Source organism: Nonomuraea sp. NPDC050786 (genome assembly GCF_040654115.1).
GTDB lineage: Bacteria > Actinomycetota > Actinomycetes > Streptosporangiales > Streptosporangiaceae > Nonomuraea.
In genome coordinates, this window is sequence record NZ_JBFAHJ010000027.1 from 156,265 (window position 1) to 173,781 (window position 17,517).

A 17,517-nucleotide genomic window follows, 5' to 3' on the forward strand; every position below is an offset into this window, starting at 1 on the left:
AGTAGGGCGGCGACCCGGGCGCACGCCCGCGGGCGCAGCCGGAAACGCCCCTCGCGCCTGATTCCCCGAGTCACCCGCACAGGGCAACCTGTACTCCCAAGGGACGGCCGCGAAGCGCAGAGGGAGTGGAAGTCATGATGTACCCAGACCTGCAGGGCAAGGTGGCGCTGGTGACCGGCGGCTCCGCCGGGATCGGGCGGGAGACCGCTCGGGTGCTGGCCGAGCAGGGGATGCGGGTCGTGGTCAACGGGCGCGACCCGGCGGCCGTCGAGGCGGCCGTGAAGGAGATCGGCGGCGCGGCGATCGGCGTGGCCGCCGACACCACCGACTACGCCGCCGTCGAGGCGATGCGTGAGGAGGTCGAGCGGCGGCTCGGGCCCGTGGACGTGCTGGCGGCCTTCGCGGGAGGCGGGACCGGGATGCCCCGGCCCATCGACCAGATGAGCGTGGAGGAGTGGCACGCCACCGTGAACGCCAACCTCACCTCGGCCTTCCTCACCATCGGGAGCTTCCTGCCCCGCATGAGAGAGCGGCGGAGCGGATCGATCATCACGATGTCGTCGCTGGCGGCCCGTACGCCGACTGCCGCGTCGGTGGCGTACACGGCGGCCAAGGCCGGAGTCATCGCGCTGACCCGGCAACTGGCCTACGAGCTCGGCCCCACCGGCATCCGGGTCAACGCGGTCGCCCCGTCGACGATCATGACGGAGCGGCTGGAGGAGCGGATGCCGTGGGAGTTCAAGGAGCGGCTGCTGGCCGAGCACCCGCTCGGGCGGCTCGGCACGCCGCTCGACGTGGCGAACGTGACGGCCTTCCTCTCCTCCGAGGCGTCGTCGTGGCTCACCGGGCTCACGATCGACGTCGCAGGCGGCAAGTGGATGCCGTGACAGCCCGGCCCCTCCTGTCCGCGGGCTCTCCCCGCCGCGACAGCGTGCCTCCGCCGGTCCGTGGGCTCACCCCGTCGCGGACAGGATGGCGGTGAACGCGGCGAGCAGTTCCGCGGCGGGGTCCGTGGCCGGTCCCGTGCTCCGCCAGGCCACGAAGCCGTCCGGGCGCACCAGCACCGCACCGCCTGCTCCGATGCCGTGCCGGGCTGCCGCGTCGGCCGCGGACGTGCCGGCCGCGGCAAGGTCGTTCCCGAACCGCCGGGCGGTCACCGGTAACGGCAGCTTGCCCGCCGCCGTCACCCAGTCCTGGCCGTCGGGGCCGGCGAGCAGGACGAAGCGCCCGCCGTACAGGTCGATCGTGGACCGCCCGCCGGGGCCGGCGAGCGGGAGATGCGGGGCCCTGGTGCCGGGGTCTCCGCACAGGCCGGAGACCTCCGCCGGCGCGGTCGCATCGCTCGCGCCGCTTGCCACCCCGGTCGCATCGCTCGCGCCGCCTGCCACCGCGGTCGACCGGTACCGGTGTCCCATCATCACGGTCGAGCGGTCCACCGGCTCCTCGTCGGCCATGGGAAGCTCTGCCGGGCCTGCCCCGGCAGCCAGGCGGGACCGGTACCGCGTGAGCGCCTGGCGCAGGGCGAACGCCGCGACCGGGCGGCGCTCGTCCTCGTACGTGTCGAGCAGCCCCTCCCCGGCGTGACCCCGCACGACGGCGGCCAGCTTCCAGGCCAGGTTGTGCGCGTCCTCCACGCCCACCACACCGCCGAACCCGCCGGTCGGCGGCATGAGATGCGCCGCGTCGCCGATCAGGAACACCGGCCCCTTCCGGTACGTGGCCGCCACGGCCGCGCCGACCTCGAACCGCAGGACGGTCCTGTCGGTGCCGGGTATCTGCGGCCGGAGCACCACCGGCACCGTCGGCAGGCCGGCCGCGGCACGCACCAGTTCGACGCATTCGTCCTCGTCCGGCGCGGCGTCGCCGGGACCGTCCGTGGTGCCGAAGACCCAGCGCCGACCCGTCCGGTCCAGCGCCATCAGGTACGTCCTCGGCCGGGGCCGGTCGAGGAAGGCCATGTGGACGGTACGGCCGGCCAGCGCGGGCCGGAGGTCGGCGTCGACCATCAGCGTCAGCAGCCGGAAGAAGTCGACCGGCCCTTCCATCGGTATGCCGAGCGCATGCCGGACCGGGCTGCGCCCGCCGTCGGCCGCGACGGCGTACCGGGCCACGAGCCGGTGCGCGGTGCCGTCGAGATCGCGTAGCCGTGCCTCCACCCCGCCCTCATGCCGGGCAAGGCCGAGCAACTCGGTGCCGAACCGGATCCGTACGCCGAGCTCGCGCGCCCGTGTCCGCAGCAGAGCCTCCACCCGGTTCTGATCGATGGGTGTGCCGGTGCAGGGGCTGAAGGCGGCGGTCCGAGCGGCGTCATCCTGCTGATCCACGGGGAGGTACCGAGCACTGGCCAGCGTTTCCGCGCGGATGGTCGTGTATTCGGTGGAAGTCGCGAAATCCACCCGGTTCTGGTGGATCCGGGGTTCCAGTCCGACCTGCCGGTAGATCTCCATGAGGCGTGGGACCAGGCTGCGCTGCCTGGGGTGGCTGAGCAGGTCGGGGTGGCGCTCCACGAGCGTGCACCGTACGCCGTGATGGGCGAGGAACAGCGCGCAGGACAGCCCGGTGAGGCCGCCCCCGACGACCAGCACCTCGGTCTCGTGGGACTGGAGCATCAGTTGACCCCCCGTTCGTGCCGGTGTGTGGCTGCCAGGCCGTGGCCTGATCCCGCAGGATCAGGCCCCAGGATCAGGCCCCAGGATCAGGCCCCAGGATCAGGCCACGGTCGATATCGGTCAGTACCAGTACCGCATGGCGCACCTCCTCGACTCGCCGCTGCGCCCATCGAGGTCCGATGGACGGGTTTCGAGGCCGGAACGGCACCTGGCACCGTGGGCCGTTCAGGAAGCCTCGAGCTCGGAGCGGTCAGCTGTCGTGCCGGGCTATCAGCGTTCCCTTGTCGTCGAGCGGGGTCACCGCGTCGGTGACGGCCGAGCCGCCCACGGCGGTCAGGCCGGCCGCACGCAGGTCGGCGAGGACGTCGGCGGGCCGATGGAGGTGGTAGTCGCATTCCATGGTCTCGGTGGCCACCAGCCTGTCGCGGTGGTAGGTGCGGTACACGCGCCGCACTCCGGCCAGGTCGGGGCCGAGCGGCCGGACGGCCGACGACAGGGTGTAGCGGCACTCTCCCTGGCGCGCGCTGCGGACCTCGCGCTCGGGATGGTCGGGGACGACCTCGTCGGTCACCATGTCCATGGCCAGCACACCACCCGGCGCCAGGCACCCGGCCACGCCGGCGAGGAGCGGCCGGCGCGCCTCCGGCGGCACGTCCTCGTACACGGCGGCCAGGTAGATGTAGTCGAAGCGCCGGTCGAAGCGGAAGTCCGGCGCGGCGTCGCCGAGCACGGTCACCCGATCCCGCAGGTCCGGCTCCGCGGCCAGCTTGGTCATGAGCACCGCGCGCATCGCGGGGGAGGGCTCGAGGCAGTGCAGGCTCGCCACGCGCCCGGCCACCGCCAGGGTCACCCGGCCGGTTCCCGGGCCGATCTCGAGCGCGTGCCCGCCGGGCGGGGCCAGGCCGGCGAAGAAGGAGACGAGCGCCGCCGAGCCCGGCCCGATGTGCAGGCGGTCCCAGTACGCCGCCGCCACCGCGTACGGGTCGGTGGTGGATGAGATGGTGAGCGACACTTCCCTGTCCCCTTTCCTGCCGGCACTGCGTTCTCACCGTGGCGGGAGGACCCCGGCCTGCTCGGCGCGGCGCAGATAGTCATCAGTGGTGTTCGCCACGGGAAAGGGCACGTCCGGCACGTCGACCCCCAGTGCCGCGCAGAGCGGCTCCCATCCACGCGACGGCTCGACCTCGATGAGCCGGCCGGGCGGCACGGCGTCGCGGACCTCGTCCAGATGGGCCAGGTAGACGCCGATGGCGTGGTCGCGATCCTCGAATCTCCCGGAGAACGTCCCCTGCCAGACGATCTTCTCGATGACCTGGTCCCGCACGCTCGCCTCCGGCCCGGCCACGGCGGGCCTGGTGCGGTAGAGCGTGCGGCGCATGCTGGCGTACCAGGAGGCCGGATCCCGCACGATCAGCAGCACTCTGGCCTCAGGGAAGGCGGCGGCGAGCTCCCGCCACCAGAAGGCCGCCGGCCACGCGATCGTCGATGCGAAACCGTCGAGCAGCCGTTTCCAATCGGGTGCACCGCCTTCGGCGACCCGCAGCCATTCCTCGGCATGCGCGGGGCTGGTGAAAAGCTCCCTCATGTAATGGCAGGGGCCGAACCCGAGGATTTCCAACGCCAATCGAACGGAACTGGTCCCGGTGCGCCCGTATGAGGCTCCGACGACCTTCAGCACGTAATCCTCCTTTACCGAAGGGCGACCTCGAAACGCTCAATGCTGCGCGCTGTCAGGTTCGGGAAATACGTCGGCGCGCCGAGCGCCCTGATGCCGGGATACAGCTCGGCGAGCACGCGGAGCGCCACCCGGGTGAAGACGGCTGTAAAGGGCGAGCCGAGGCAGGACTTCGGGCCCCGGCCGAAGCCGAGATGCGGATTGGGATGCCGGTCGAGCCGTACCGTGTCCGGGTCGGGAAACCGTGCGGGGTCCCGGTTCGCCGCGCCCAGGAAGAGCGTGACCGCCTGACCCGCGCGCACCGTGACGCCGCCCAGCTCGGTGTCGCGCACGCACGCGCGGGCGACCGCCTGGATCGGGGAGGCGTGGCGGACCATCTCCTCCACGGCGCGCGCGGTGTCGCGCGTACGGAACCGTGTCAGCTCGGCGACCCGCTCGTGCAGCAGGGCGATCGCCACCAGCCCGAGCAGCTTGCTGCCGGAGCTGTAGCCGCTGAACAGCAGCCCGCGTACCGTGTTGGCGATGACGGCCGGGTCCACGCCGCTGCCGGCCGCGCGTGCCGCGATGACGCCGACGACGCCGGTGGGCGGCGGATGGGCGAGCCACTCCTCGACCAGCACGGCCAGCTCCTCCTGCGCCGCCAGCACGGGTCGGGCCCGCTCGGGCCAGAGCCCGGCGTCCATCCCCGCGACGATGTCACGGGCGATCCGGCAGGCCCAGGCCGGATCCGGCATCGGCACGCCCAGATACGCGCAGGTCGTCGAGAGCGCGAGCGGTTCGGCGAACTCCGTGAGGAAGTCGAACGACGGACGGCGGGCCAGCGTGGCCAGCAGTTCGGTCGTGTGCTGCTCGATCATCGGCTCCAGGGCCGTGTGGTCCTGTGCGCGCAGCGCCTCCATGAACAGCCGCCGCACCACGGTGTGCTCCGGCGGGTCCAGGGTCAGCATGTTGATCGCCCGCGGCGGCATCTTCTCGCCGACGCGGCGCCAGTCGGCGGCGAAGTTCGTGCTGTCCCTCAGCACGGCGACGCAATCGTCGTATCGGCTGAAAATCCATGAGTCAAGGCGCTCATAAAAGAATGCGGGCCTTTCCCGGCGCAGGGTCTCGTACGCGGGATAGGGATTGAGAAGGAGGTCGGGAGAGGCGAGGGAGATAATGGGGTCGTGGTCCAGGATTTCCGACAAGAGGCCCCTCTAACCGGCTGTCCAGCCTAATCAGACTCAAGCTCTCTAGAGAGATCGTCTCTCAGATCGGGACAGAACACAACCCTCGTCCGGGCCGTCATATCGACTCGCGGTAAAGGCGCAGAGTGAGTAAACCGGTGCCCATGGTAAAGGCATCCGCTGTGAGCATGGCGAATGCGGCCGGCGGGCGTAGGAAGATGGCCGGATGGAGTTCAAGGCGATCGAGCGGGCCGATGACGCGTTCCAGCGGCCGGTGACCCCCGACCACATCCAGGCCGTGTGCCGCCGCGTCTTCGGCCGGGACGCCCGCTCCGCCGTCGAGCTGGGGCTGGGGGCGTACAACAGCACCTATCGCGTCACCGTCCATGGCGAGGCGCGGCCCGTGGTCGTGCGGTTCGCGCCGGAGCCGGGCGCGCAGTTCGCCTCCGAGCGGGAGTTGATGCGCAACGAGTACGCCACGGTGCCGTACCTCACCGTCATCGCCCCGCTGATGCCGCGGGTGATCGCGGCCGACTGGTCGCACGAGCTGATCGGCCGCGACTACCTCGTGCAGACCCTCCTCGACGGGGTCCCGGCGCCGGAAGGGCTGCCGGCCTACCCGCGACCGGCCTGGGCGCCGTTCTTCCGCCAGATGGGGGAGGTGACCAGGAAGATCCACCAGGTGCGCGGCCCGGCGTTCGGGCCCGTGGCGGGCGGCGGGCACGCCACCTGGAGCCAGGCCGTGATCGCCTCGCTGGAGGGCATCGCGGCCGATCTCGACGGGGCAGGGCTGGACGCCGCCGACCTCCGCAAGGCCGCCGCGCTGGCCGAGGAGAACCGTTCGGTGCTCGACGAGATCACCGAGCCCCGCCTGCTCGCCGGCGACCTGTGGACGGTCAACACCATGATCGCCGCCGGGGCCCCCAAGCCGACGATCACCGGCGTGCTCGACCTGGACCGGACCCTGTGGGGCGACCCGGCCGCCGACTGGACCATGCGCATGGTCGCGAAGAAGCGGGACGAGCGCGTGGCGTTCTGGGAGGGGTACGGGGAGCCGGCCCGCGGCGCGGCCGCGACCTGGCGTTTCCTCCTCTACGAGGTGCGCCACCTCGGGGCGGTCCGGCTGGAGCGCCACCGCCTGGGCGACGGCGACGGCGTGCGGGACACGTATGAGCCTGTGATCAGGGTGCTGTCCGAACTCACTTGACGATCAGACCGGCGTGAAGTCGATCACTTTCCGTGATCGTCAATTAATGTCCGGATTCTGTGACACTGGCTCGCGATGAGCGCGGTAAATGATGTCCAAATGATGGGCGTTTGCGCAGGTCAGGATGGGTTTGGTAAGGTGGCCGACCGGGTCCGTACGGCTATTGCGAGTGACCTGACCGTTATGTCCAACGGTTTCTGACTGTTACATTTTTGCTTATATTCTGCGCGTTGATCGCCATCTCGAGGTGCTTGTGGTTTTTGCAGCACGAGATGGGTTTTCGTTGCGGGGACACCTCTCCGGATGGAAGCACGTGTCCCCGGTCAGCGCGAACGGAGAGTAATGGGCAGGTACCTGCTCCGCAGGTTGGTTATAAATGTGATCTTGGTTGTGATCGCGGCAAGTCTGGCGTACATGCTCGCTGCCAGCACGATGAACCCGCGATCGGCATACCAAGGGCGCCAGCCTCCGATCGCCGAGGAGGTCATCGACCGAACCCTCGACGCCTACAACCTGAACGACAAGACCCCGGTTCTCCTGCGGTACGCCACGTGGGCGAAGGGCGTCGTCGTCGGCGACTTCGGCAAGACCTGGAACGGCGGCTCGGTCAATGCCGAGATGGGCCGCCGGATCATGGTCAGCCTCCGGTTGATGCTCATCGGCACGATCGTGGGCTTCGCCATCGGCGTGGCCATGGGTGCGTGGTCCGCGGTGAAGCAGTACAAGCTCAGCGACCGGTTAATAGGTGTCGGCTCGTTCGTGATCATGGCGGTCCCCGTTCTCGTTCTGGCGACCCTGCTGGCGATCGCCACGTACAACCTGAACAGAGGGCTCGGGTTCACGCTGATCGAGTACACCGGCGAGTACAACCCCCGCCTGTCGGGCTGGGACCAGTTCCTCAACCGGCTGAACCACCTGATCCTGCCGACCATCTCGCTCAGTCTCGGCCTGGTCGCCTTCTACAGCCGGATCCAGCGCAACATGATGCTCGACGTGCTGAACCAGGACTTCGTCCGCACCGCGATGGCCAAGGGCCTGCGGCGCAGGACGGCGCTCATCAAGCACGCACTGCGCACCGCGCTGATCCCCGTCGCGACGTACTTCGCCTTCGCGTTCGGGACGCTGTTCACGGGAGCCACCTTCACCGAGAAGATCTTCGCCTGGCACGGCATGGGCGCCTGGCTGGTCGACTCGATCAACGCGAACGACGTCAACTCCGTCGCCGCGGTGACCTTCTTCACCGCCGTCTGTGTCCTGTTCGCCGCCTTCCTGTCCGACGTGCTGGTGGCGGCCCTCGATCCTCGGGTGCGGGTGAGCTGACATGCGTTCGAAAGTCGTTCTCCGGCGCCTGCTCCGGAACACGCAGGCACGCTACGGCTTCGCCGCCCTGATCCTGCTGGTGGCGCTGGCCTACCTCGGCCCCTACTTCGGCTCGTACGACTGGCAGGAGAAGGACTTCATGGCCTTCCTGTCGCCTCCCGACGCCGACCACTGGTGGGGCACCACCTCGATCGGCCAGGACATGTTCGCGATCACGCTGCGCGGCATGCAGAAGTCGATCGTGATCGGTCTCCTGGTCGCGCTCATCTCGACCGGCGTGGCCGCGGTCGTGGGCGCGTTCGCCGGATATTTCGGCGGCTGGGTGGACAGGGTGCTCATGTGGGGCGTGGACCTGCTGCTGGTCCTGCCCAGCTTCCTGATCATCGCGATCATCTCGCCGCGGCTCAAGGCAGGCTCCTCCTGGCTCTGGTTCGTGGTGCTGCTGGCCGCCTTCTCCTGGATGATCACCTCCAGAGTGGTACGCAGCATGACGATCTCATTGCGGGAGCGCGAATACGTCCAGGCCGCTGTCTACATGGGCATTCCACGCTGGAAGATCATTTTCCGGCACATCGTGCCCAACATGTCCTCGTTGCTGATCATCGACGCGACGGTCAACGTCTCCGGCGCGATCATCGGCGAGGCGGCGCTGTCCTTCTTCGGCTTCGGCATCCAGCCGCCGGACGTCTCGCTCGGCACGCTGATCGCGTCCGGCTCCGGAAACGCCACCGGTTACCCATGGCTGTTCGCCTTCCCCGCGGGCCTGCTGGTGCTTCTGGTGCTCGCCGTGAACCTGATCGGCGACGGCCTCCGTGACGCACTCGACCCGGGGAGCAACTCGTGAGCATCTTGGAGGTCAGGGACCTCACCGTCACCTTCCCCGGCGGCATCGAGGCCGTGCGCGGCGTCAGCTACGAGGTCGAGGCCGGCGAGGTGCTCGGCATCGTGGGTGAGTCCGGCTCGGGCAAGTCGGTGACCTCGCTGGCCGTCATGGGCCTGCTGCCGCCGAACGCCGTGGTCAGCGGCTCGGTCAAGCTGCACGGCCGTGAGCTGCTCGGCATGGACGAGGACGAGCAGATCAAGGTCCGAGGCAAGACGATCAGCATGATCTTCCAGGATCCGCTGTCGGCGTTCACGCCCGTCTACACGATCGGCGACCAGATCGCCGAGGCCGTCCGCATCCACCAGAAAATGGGCAAGGACAAGGCCGCCAAGCGGGCCGTCGAGCTGCTCGACCTGGTCGGCATCCCGAACCCGCACCTGCGGGCCAAGGCGTTCCCGCACGAGTTCTCCGGCGGCATGCGCCAGCGGGCGATGATCGCCATGGCCATCGCCAACGACCCCGACCTGCTGATCTGCGACGAGCCGACCACCGCGCTCGACGTGACCATCCAGGCGCAGGTGCTGGAGGTGCTCAAGACCGCGCAGCGGGAGACGGGCGCCGGCATCGTGATGATCACCCACGACCTGGGCGTCATCGCCGGCATGGCCGACCGGGTGCTGGTCATGTACGCGGGCCGGCCGGTCGAGCAGGGTCCGGTGGACGACATCTACTACCGGCCGCGCATGCCGTACACGATGGGGCTGCTCGCCTCGATCCCCCGGATCGACGGCGAGGAGGGGCCGCTCGTGCCCATCGAGGGCAACCCGCCCTCCCCGTCGGCGCTACCGCCCGGCTGCCCGTTCGCACCGCGCTGCCCGATGAAGGTGGACATGTGCGACGACGAGGAGCCGCCGCTCACCCCCTTCGGGGCCGGACGCCACGTGGCGTGCATCCGCTCGCACGAGATCGAGCACAAGGGCCTGACCGGGGCCGACGTGTTCCCCGTGCCGGTGATCCCGCCGAACGACGTCGTACGGGTGCCGCGCGCCGAGCGCCCCACGGTGCTCGAGCTCGACGACATGATCAGGCACTACCCGCTGATGAAGGGCGCGGTCTTCAAGCGCCGCGTCGGCACCGTGTTCGCGGTCGACGGCATCAGCTTCGACATCGCCGAGGGCGAGACGCTGGCGCTGGTGGGCGAGTCCGGCTGCGGCAAGACCACCACGCTCCAGCAGATCATGCAGCTCCAGCCGCCGCAGGGCGGGCGCGTCGTGGTGCTCGGCAAGGACAGCGCCAAGCTCGACGGCGCGGCGCGCAGGAGCCTCCGCCGCGACCTGCAGATCGTCTTCCAGGACCCGATGGCCGCGCTCGACCCGCGCATGCCGGTCGGCGACATCATCGCCGAGCCGCTGCGCGCGCACGGCAAGAAGAACGTGGCCGAGAAGGTCGCGGAGCTGCTCCAGCTCGTCGGGCTCTCCCCGGAGCACGCCGAGCGCTATCCGAACCAGTTCTCCGGCGGCCAGCGCCAGCGCATCGGCATCGCCCGCGCGCTCGCGCTGGAGCCGAAGCTGCTGGTGCTGGACGAGCCGGTCTCCGCACTCGACGTCTCCATCCAGGCCGGTGTGATCAACCTGCTGGAGGAGCTGAAGAACCGGCTGGGGCTGTCGTACCTGTTCGTGGCCCACGACCTGGCCGTGGTCAGACACCTGGCCGACCGCGTGGCGGTCATGTACCTGGGCAGGATCGCCGAGATCGGCACGGTCGAGAACGTCTACGACCGTCCAGCCCACCCCTACACGCAGGCGCTGCTGTCAGCGATCCCGCTGCCGGACCCCGAGATGGAGCGCACTCGCGTGCGGATCCTGCTCGAAGGCGACCTGCCCAGCCCGGCAGACCCACCGTCGGGATGCCGGTTCCGTACCCGCTGCCCCAAGTTCGCCGCGCTCAGCGAGGCGGAACGGCGGCGGTGTGTGGACGAAGAGCCCTCGGTTGCTCGGCTGGCGCGTGCCGTGGACCACGGCGCCGCCTGCCACTACGCGGAGGAGATCGAGGTCATCACGGCCTCGGACGATCAGGAGGAAAAGTGAAGGTTCGTTACCGTGCGGCCGCGGGTGTCGCGGTGCTGGCCCTGGCCGTCGCGGCCTGTGGCGGAGGTGGCGGCGAAGCCAAGAAGCCGAGCGCCGAGCAGTCGCAGCAGGCCCAGAAGCAGATGTCGGAGACCCCGGCGATCAGCATCAACCCCGTCCCCTACGAGCAGGTGAAGGACGGCGGCACGCTGACGCTCGCGATCGGGCAGTGGCCGACCCAGTGGAACGGCAACCACGTCGACGGCAACCAGTCCGACACGGCCGACATGCTCGACCCGATCATGCCGCAGCTCATGGTCTCCAACGACAAGGCCGAGTGGAGCCCGAACCCCGACTACCTGGTCGACGTGAAGAACGACATGTCGTCGGGCAAGCAGGTCGTCACCTACACGCTCAACGACAAGGCCACGTGGTCGGACGGCACGCCGTTCTCGTGGAAGGACTTCGAGGCCGCGTGGAAGTCCAACAGCGGCGAGAACAAGAAGTTCAAGCCGGCCTCCACCGATGGCTGGGACAAGATCGAGTCGGTGAAGAAGGGCGACACGGACAAGGTCGCCGTCATCACCTTCGCCAAGCCGTATCCGGAGTGGCAGGGCCTGTTCTCCCGGTCTCCCAACCTCTACCCCGCCAAGTACATGGAGACGCCCGAGGCGTACGAGAAGTCGTACCTGCAGAAGATCCCGGCCACCGCGGGTCCCTTCAAGGTCGAGAAGATCGACGAGGGCACCAAGACGCTCACGCTCGTGCGTGACGACAAGTGGTGGGGCAAGAAGGCCAAGCTCGACAAGATCATCTTCAGGGCGATCGAGACGCCGGAAGCGCAGGTGAACGCCTTCGCCAACGGCGAGCTCGACGCCGTGACGATTCCGTCGGGCGCCCCGGCCGAGCTGAAGCGGGCCAAGGGAGTCCCGAACGTGGACATCCGCAAGGCGCTCAGCCCGAACTGGCGGCACATCACGGTCAACAACCAGAGCGAGTTCCTGAAGGACAAGAACGTCCGGCACGCCGTCGCGTACGCGATCAACCGTGACGTGATCACGCAGTCCGACCTGAAGGACATGGACTGGCCGCTGCAGACGCTCGGCAACCACATCTTCATGAACAACCACAAGGGGTACGTCGACAACTCCGGCGACCTCGGCAAGTACAACCTGGAGAAGGCCAAGCAGCTGCTCGACGCGGCCGGCTGGAAGCAGGAGGGCGAGTACCGCAAGAAGGACGGCAAGGAGTTCGACCTGAACTTCGTCATCCCGACGGGCACCCCGGTGTCGCAGACGGAGGGCGAGCTCACCCAGGCCATGCTCAAGGAGGCCGGGATCAAGGTCAACATCAAGCCCGTCCCGCTTGACAAGTTCTTCAACGACTACATCATCAAGGGCGACTTCGACCTGGTGCCGTTCTCGTGGATCGGGACGCCGCTCCCCATCGGCTTCCTGAACCAGGCCTTCAAGACCGGCTCCGAGAGCAACTTCCCCAAGGGCAGCGACCCGGCCCTGGACGCCGCGATCGACGACGCGGTGAGCGAGATGGACCCGGCCAAGGCCATCGAGAAGGCCAACGCCGCGGACAAGCTCATCTGGGACATGGTGCACACCATCCCGCTGTACCAGCGGCCCGACATCCGGGCGACCAAGAAGACGCTCGCCAACTGGGGCGCGCGTGGCTACCAGAGCCCGGACTACTCGATCGTCGGCTACACCGGCTGATCACTGTCTGAGAGAAACCCCCGGCCGGGGTCACCGGCCGGGGGTTTTCCCTTGTCAGAGGCGATCAGCCGTGCGAGTCGGCCGGGGCCGCCTTGGCGGTCAGCCCCTCCCCAGGGGGAGGGAAGCACGACGGGCCGTTCGGGCCGTCGAAGCGGACGGAGTCGAAGAAGTCGCGGAAGGCCGTGTAGAAGTTGCCCTTCCCGCCGGGGCTGGTCACGGCGGAGCAGCCGCCGTAGCCGGCTTCGGAGAACAGGTGGATGTACGAGCCCGTACGGTTCCAGTCGGACTTGGCGCGATCGGCGATGCCGTAGGCGGCCAGATCCGGGGTGTCGCTCTTGATCTGGACGATGTCGCCCGTGCCGTCGAGCCCGGAGAACAGGCAGTAGTAGCCGGCGGCGCAGCGGTCATAGCCGACGGCCGCCTGGGCCGGCAGCGCCGTCAGCGCGAGAGCGGCGGCGGCGATCGGTAAAGCCAGTAGGTGAAGCTTCTTGCCCAAGACTCCTCCATTGGTGAAACTTTCCTTCCGGCACGATACATCGGCGGATCTTGTCAGGAAAGAGGGAGTTCGCCGGGTCAGAGGCGGGCGCCCACGCCGGCGCCGCTCTTCGGGCGCCGGAGGACGACGAGCCGGTTTCACGCCGCCCCCATCGCCCGCAGTCCGCCGATGAACAGCTCCAGGTGGCGGCGGGCGAGCTCGTGCTTGGCCTCCGCCGACTGCGGCCCCGGAAGGGGGCGGGCGATGCGTACGAGCATCATCGCGACGTCCATGAACGTGACGTCCTGCGGCAGCGCGCCCGCCGCGTGGCAGTCGGCGATGAGCCGCCGCACGGCGTCGGCGGACTTCTCGCGCACCGGCGACAGCTCCGGGTCGGCGGCCGGATCCACCACGTCGAGCAGGGCGGGGAGCACGGCCGAGACCCGCAGCTCGAGCGCCTCGCGCAGATAGCGCGCCAGCGCCTCGAACGGGTCGCGCTCCTCCTCGGCCGCTGTCACCGCCGCGGCGGCGGTCCTGGTCAGTGCGTCCATGACGAGCGCGTGAAAGAGGGCCTCCCGGTCGGGGAAGCGGCGGTAGAGCGTGGCGCTCCCGACCCCGGCGCGCCGGGCGATGTCGTCGAGCGGCACGTCGGGGCCGCGCTCGGCGACCAGGTCACGCGCGGCGAGCAGGATCTGCTCCTGGTTGCGTCGGGCGTCGGCCCGCATGGGCTTGGACTTCACGAGACCACCTTAACCACTAACCGGGGGAATTTTCCCCACTTGTGTTGTGCCGGCCGACTGTCCCGTGCGACAGTTAACCGGGGAATCAATCCCCACTTATCTGGATGAAGGAGAAGATCATGAGCAGTCAGGAGCAGGTCCTCGACCTCGTCGACCGCTGGGCGCAGGCCGAGCGGGACGGAGACGCCGACGCCTTCGGCGACCTCCTCAGCGACGACTTCGCGGGCATCGGCCCCGTAGGGTTCAAGCTGGACAAAGAGCAGTGGGCCGGCCGTCACCGCGGTGACCTGAAGAACCACCACTTCGCGATCCTCGATGCGCAGGCACGCCTCCACGGTGACACCGCGATCGTCAGCGGCGTGCAGGAGCAGCGCACCTCGGTCAGGGGGCACGAGTCCAACCACTCGTTCCGGGTGACGCTGGTCGCCGTCAGGCAGGACGACCGCTGGCTGATCGCCAACATCCAGCTCAGCGGCCCGCTCCAGGACCCGTCGGCGCCGCCGCCGTTCGCCCGCGAGCGCTCCTGAAAGTTTCACCCTTTTTCGAAGTGACGCGATGGGCGGCGGGCTACACCTGCGGATGACGGGTACGTTGATAGATCTCGACAATCCTTGTCAAGGAGCTAGCCATGCGCGTACGTACCGTGATCATGCTCCTCTTAGCCGCCGCCGGGTTCGTCCTGGTCGCCCCGCCCCCCGCCTCCGCCATCGGCGGCTTCGACTACTCCCGGGCGCAGGTGGCCGCCACCGGCCTGCAGGTGCCGTGGGGGCTGGCGTTCCTGCCTGACGGCAGCGCGCTGGTCTCGGAGCGCACCACCGCCAGGATCCTGCAGGTACGCCCCGGACAGGCGCCCACGCAGGTGGCCACCGTCAACGGGGTCTCCGCCTCGGGGGAGGGCGGGCTGCTCGGCATCGCCGTGTCGCCGACGTACGCCCAGGACCAGTGGGTGTACGCGTACTTCAGCACCAGCACCGACAACCGGCTCGTGCGCCTGCGGCTGAGCGCCCCGCAGACCCAGACCGTCCTGCTCTCCGGCGTGCCGCGCTCCTCCATCCACAACGGCGGGCGCATCGCGTTCGGCCCCGACGGCCTCCTGTACGTGGCCACCGGGGACGCGGGCAACTCCGCCAACGCCCAGAACCTGAACACCCCAGCCGGGAAGATCCTGCGCATCAGGCCCGACGGCGGCATCCCGCCGGGCAACCCGTTCGGCAACTCCCGGGTCTACAGCTACGGGCACCGCAACGTGCAGGGGCTGGCGTGGGACGGGCAGGGCCGGCTCTTCGCCGCCGAGCTGGGGCAGAACGCCAGGGACGAGGTCAACCTCATCGTGGCGGGCGGCAACTACGGCTGGCCCACGTGCGAGGGCGTCTGCGGCAACCCGTCGTACCGCGATCCCATCGTCACCTGGTCGACGACCGAGGCGTCGCCGAGCGGGCTGGCGTACGCGAACAGTACGCTCTTCGTCGCCGCGCTGCGCGGGACGCAGCTGTGGACGGTGCCCGTGACGAGCAGCGGCGGGGCGGGGACGCCGGTCGCCGAGCTCCGGGGCACGTACGGGCGGCTGCGCGCGGTGGCGGTCGGGCCTGACGGCTGGCTGTGGGTGACGACCAGCAACCGGGACGGCCGCGGCCGCCCGGCGGCCACGGACGACCGCATCGTCCGCATCCCGCCCACCGCACGGTGATATGACCCCTCGGTGGCTCGGCGGCCCCGGTTATCGAGCTGACAAACTGTCGGTGCCCGCCCGCATACTCAGAGCATGCAGGATGAGCCCCTCGAACTCGGCGAGATCGCCACTCCGACATGGAACGTTCACAACGACAAGATGGCGGAGGTCGGCTTCCTGACCATCGCCAAGCGGCTCCCCTCACTGGTGGACCAGGCGCTGCGCATGGCGTGGGGCGCGAGCCCGCGCGACACGCTCGCCACGATCAGCCTCAACCTCCTCGGCGGCGTCTTCACGGCCTTCGGCCTGCTGGCGACCACCGGCGTGCTCACCGCCCTCTTCAGCGAGGGCCCCACCCCCGACCGGGTGATGGCCGCGCTGCCCAGCCTCGCCCTGGTCGGCGGCGCGGCCGTGCTGCGCACGACCGTCCAGGCGGGCGCGGGCTGGGCGGAGTCGCGCCTCACCCCGCAGATCACCCGGCTGACGGAGGAGCGGCTGTACGGCCTGACCAGCCGGGTCGAGCTGGTGGCCTACGACGACCCCGAGTTCCACGACGCGCTGGAACGCGCCGGGGGCCGGGGTGCGGCCGTGGCCGACTCCGTGGTGTCGGGGGCCGTCGACGTCGTCACGGCGGCGGTCGGCATCGTGGCCGCGGCCGGGGTGCTCGGCGTGCTCCACCCGGTGCTGCTGCCGCTGCTGCTGCTCGCCGTCCTGCCGGACGCGTGGGCGGCGGTCCGGAGCGCGCGCATGCGTTACGCCACCATGTACGGCCTGATCCCGGCCCGCCGCCGCAAGTGGATCATCGCGGAGCTGCTGGCGGAGCGGGAGTCGGCGGCCGAGGTGCGGTCGTTCACGATGCGGGGGTTCCTGCTGCGCATGTACGACGCGGTGGCCAGGGCCGAGCAGGAGGTCCTGCTCGGCCTGGCCCGCCGCCAGACCTTCGCCCGGCTGATCGGCGAGGCGCTGGGCGGCCTCGGCACCGGGCTGGTCTACGTCGTCCTGGGCGTGCTGCTGGCCCTGGCCGCCATCCCGCTGGCGGTGGCGGGCACGGCGGTCCTGGCCATCAGATCGGGTCAGAGCTCGCTCAGCAGCCTCCTGTACGCCACCAACCGGCTCTACGAGCAGGGCCTGTACTTCACCGACTTCCTGGAGTTCTGCGCCGACGCCGAACGCCGCCTGACCGGCCCCCGCCCCACCCCCGCCCCCGAGGGCTTCGACCGCATCGTCGCCTCGGACGTGACCTTCACCTATCCGGGCGCCGACCAGCCCGCGCTGCGGGACGTCTCCATCGAGATCAAACGTGGCGAGGTCATCGCCTTCGTCGGCGAGAACGGCTCCGGCAAGACCACCCTCGCCAAGATCCTCGCCGGCCTGTACGAGCCCGACTCCGGCGCGGTCCGCTGGGACTCCACCGACCTGCGCGAGGTCAACCCCGAAGACCTCCGCCTGCGCACCGCCGTCATCGCCCAGGACCACACCCGCTGGCCGCTGACCGCCCGCTACAACATCACCATGGGCACCGACAAGGGCCCGGAGGCCCTCGACGCGGCCGCCGCCGTGGCCGGCGCCGACGAGGTCATCGCCGGCCTCCCGCACCGCTACCGCACCCTCCTGGACCGCCGCTTCAAGGACGGCCACGAGCTCTCCGGCGGCCAGTGGCAGCGCATCGCCGTGGCCCGCGGCTTCCACCGCGACGCCAGCCTGCTCATCTGCGACGAACCCACCGCCGCTCTCGACGCCCGCGCCGAACACGCCCTCTTCGAACGCATCCGCCACCACTCCGACGGCCGCACCGTCCTGCTCATCACCCACCGCCTGGCCAGCGTCCGCTACGCCGACCGCATCTATGTCCTCGACCACGGCAAGGTCATCGAGGAGGGCGACCACGCCACCCTGATGTCCCTCAACGGCCTCTACGCCGACCTCTACACCCTCCAAGCCACCGCCTACCGCTAATGGGAGCTACCGGGTCGGCTGATCGGGCAGACTCGGTGCCTGGTAGCCGCTGGTGAGTGAGCACTTCCAACCGCTGGACCGATTTTG

Annotated in this window: 15 protein-coding genes; 9 read left to right on the forward strand and 6 right to left on the reverse strand. The window is 69.7% G+C overall.

The annotated features are described in order from the left end of the window. Window positions 1–134: 134 nt before the first annotated feature. Complete coding sequence (locus AB0H84_RS38260) at window positions 135–887, forward strand: SDR family NAD(P)-dependent oxidoreductase (RefSeq protein WP_357615802.1); 753 nt, start codon at window positions 135–137, stop codon at window positions 885–887. Window positions 888–953: 66 nt separating this feature from the next. Here AB0H84_RS38260 and AB0H84_RS38265 read toward each other — a convergent pair whose 3' ends face one another. The 4 genes from AB0H84_RS38265 to AB0H84_RS38280 all read right to left on the reverse strand — a co-directional run bounded on the left by AB0H84_RS38265 (window position 954) and on the right by AB0H84_RS38280 (window position 5,306). Then, entirely contained in the window at window positions 954–2,609 is a 1,656-nt protein-coding gene (locus tag AB0H84_RS38265; RefSeq protein WP_357615805.1) for an FAD-dependent oxidoreductase, read from the reverse strand. 250 nt (window positions 2,610–2,859) lie between these two features. Further along, a complete protein-coding gene (locus tag AB0H84_RS38270; protein ID WP_357615807.1) occupies window positions 2,860–3,621 on the reverse strand; it encodes a class I SAM-dependent methyltransferase in 762 nt (253 codons plus the stop codon). Between the two features lie 33 nt (window positions 3,622–3,654). Next, window positions 3,655–4,287: a sulfotransferase family protein gene (locus AB0H84_RS38275; RefSeq protein ID WP_357615810.1), complete on the reverse strand. Its 633-nt coding sequence runs from the start codon at window positions 4,285–4,287 to the stop codon at window positions 3,655–3,657. Window positions 4,288–4,298: 11 nt separating this feature from the next. Next, a complete protein-coding gene (locus AB0H84_RS38280) occupies window positions 4,299–5,306 on the reverse strand; it encodes a cytochrome P450 (RefSeq protein WP_357615813.1) in 1,008 nt (335 codons plus the stop codon). A gap of 367 nt (window positions 5,307–5,673) precedes the next feature. Between AB0H84_RS38280 and AB0H84_RS38285 the strand changes: the two genes are divergently transcribed. The 5 genes from AB0H84_RS38285 to AB0H84_RS38305 all read left to right on the forward strand — a co-directional run bounded on the left by AB0H84_RS38285 (window position 5,674) and on the right by AB0H84_RS38305 (window position 12,590). Next, on the forward strand, window positions 5,674–6,654 hold the full coding sequence (locus tag AB0H84_RS38285) for an aminoglycoside phosphotransferase family protein (protein WP_357615816.1): 981 nt from the start codon (window positions 5,674–5,676) through the stop codon (window positions 6,652–6,654). A 342-nt stretch (window positions 6,655–6,996) separates the two neighbouring features. After that, window positions 6,997–7,974, forward strand: coding sequence for an ABC transporter permease (locus tag AB0H84_RS38290; RefSeq protein WP_357615819.1), 978 nt, complete (start codon window positions 6,997–6,999; stop codon window positions 7,972–7,974). A gap of 1 nt (window position 7,975) precedes the next feature. Continuing rightward, the gene (locus tag AB0H84_RS38295) at window positions 7,976–8,818 is read left to right on the forward strand and encodes an ABC transporter permease (protein WP_357615822.1); all 843 of its coding nucleotides are present in this window, start codon (window positions 7,976–7,978) and stop codon (window positions 8,816–8,818) included. Then, window positions 8,815–10,884 carry an ABC transporter ATP-binding protein gene (locus AB0H84_RS38300; protein WP_357615825.1) on the forward strand — a complete coding sequence of 690 codons (2,070 nt, stop codon included), beginning with the start codon at window positions 8,815–8,817 and terminating at the stop codon, window positions 10,882–10,884. Before AB0H84_RS38295 ends, AB0H84_RS38300 begins: the two co-directional genes overlap by 4 nt. Then, window positions 10,881–12,590 carry an ABC transporter family substrate-binding protein gene (locus AB0H84_RS38305; protein WP_357615828.1) on the forward strand — a complete coding sequence of 570 codons (1,710 nt, stop codon included), beginning with the start codon at window positions 10,881–10,883 and terminating at the stop codon, window positions 12,588–12,590. Before AB0H84_RS38300 ends, AB0H84_RS38305 begins: the two co-directional genes overlap by 4 nt. 64 nt (window positions 12,591–12,654) lie before the next feature. Here the strand turns inward: AB0H84_RS38305 and AB0H84_RS38310 are convergent, their stop codons facing one another. Together AB0H84_RS38310 and AB0H84_RS38315 are read right to left on the reverse strand one after the other, a co-directional pair. Continuing rightward, window positions 12,655–13,086, reverse strand: coding sequence for a peptidase inhibitor family I36 protein (locus AB0H84_RS38310; RefSeq protein ID WP_357615831.1), 432 nt, complete (start codon window positions 13,084–13,086; stop codon window positions 12,655–12,657). Window positions 13,087–13,223: 137 nt separating this feature from the next. Then, a complete protein-coding gene (locus AB0H84_RS38315; RefSeq protein ID WP_357615834.1) occupies window positions 13,224–13,805 on the reverse strand; it encodes a helix-turn-helix domain-containing protein in 582 nt (193 codons plus the stop codon). Between the two features lie 119 nt (window positions 13,806–13,924). On the opposite strand from AB0H84_RS38315, the gene AB0H84_RS38320 reads away from it, so the two are divergent. The 3 genes from AB0H84_RS38320 (at window position 13,925) to AB0H84_RS38330 (ending at window position 17,430) form a co-directional block, all read left to right on the forward strand. Beyond that, window positions 13,925–14,332, forward strand: a complete 408-nt coding sequence (locus AB0H84_RS38320; RefSeq protein ID WP_357615837.1) for a nuclear transport factor 2 family protein — start codon at window positions 13,925–13,927, stop codon at window positions 14,330–14,332. 101 nt (window positions 14,333–14,433) lie between these two features. Further along, window positions 14,434–15,492 carry a PQQ-dependent sugar dehydrogenase gene (locus AB0H84_RS38325; protein ID WP_357615840.1) on the forward strand — a complete coding sequence of 353 codons (1,059 nt, stop codon included), beginning with the start codon at window positions 14,434–14,436 and terminating at the stop codon, window positions 15,490–15,492. 75 nt (window positions 15,493–15,567) lie between these two features. After that, complete coding sequence (locus AB0H84_RS38330; protein WP_357615843.1) at window positions 15,568–17,430, forward strand: ABC transporter ATP-binding protein; 1,863 nt, start codon at window positions 15,568–15,570, stop codon at window positions 17,428–17,430. Window positions 17,431–17,517 lie beyond the last annotated feature (87 nt).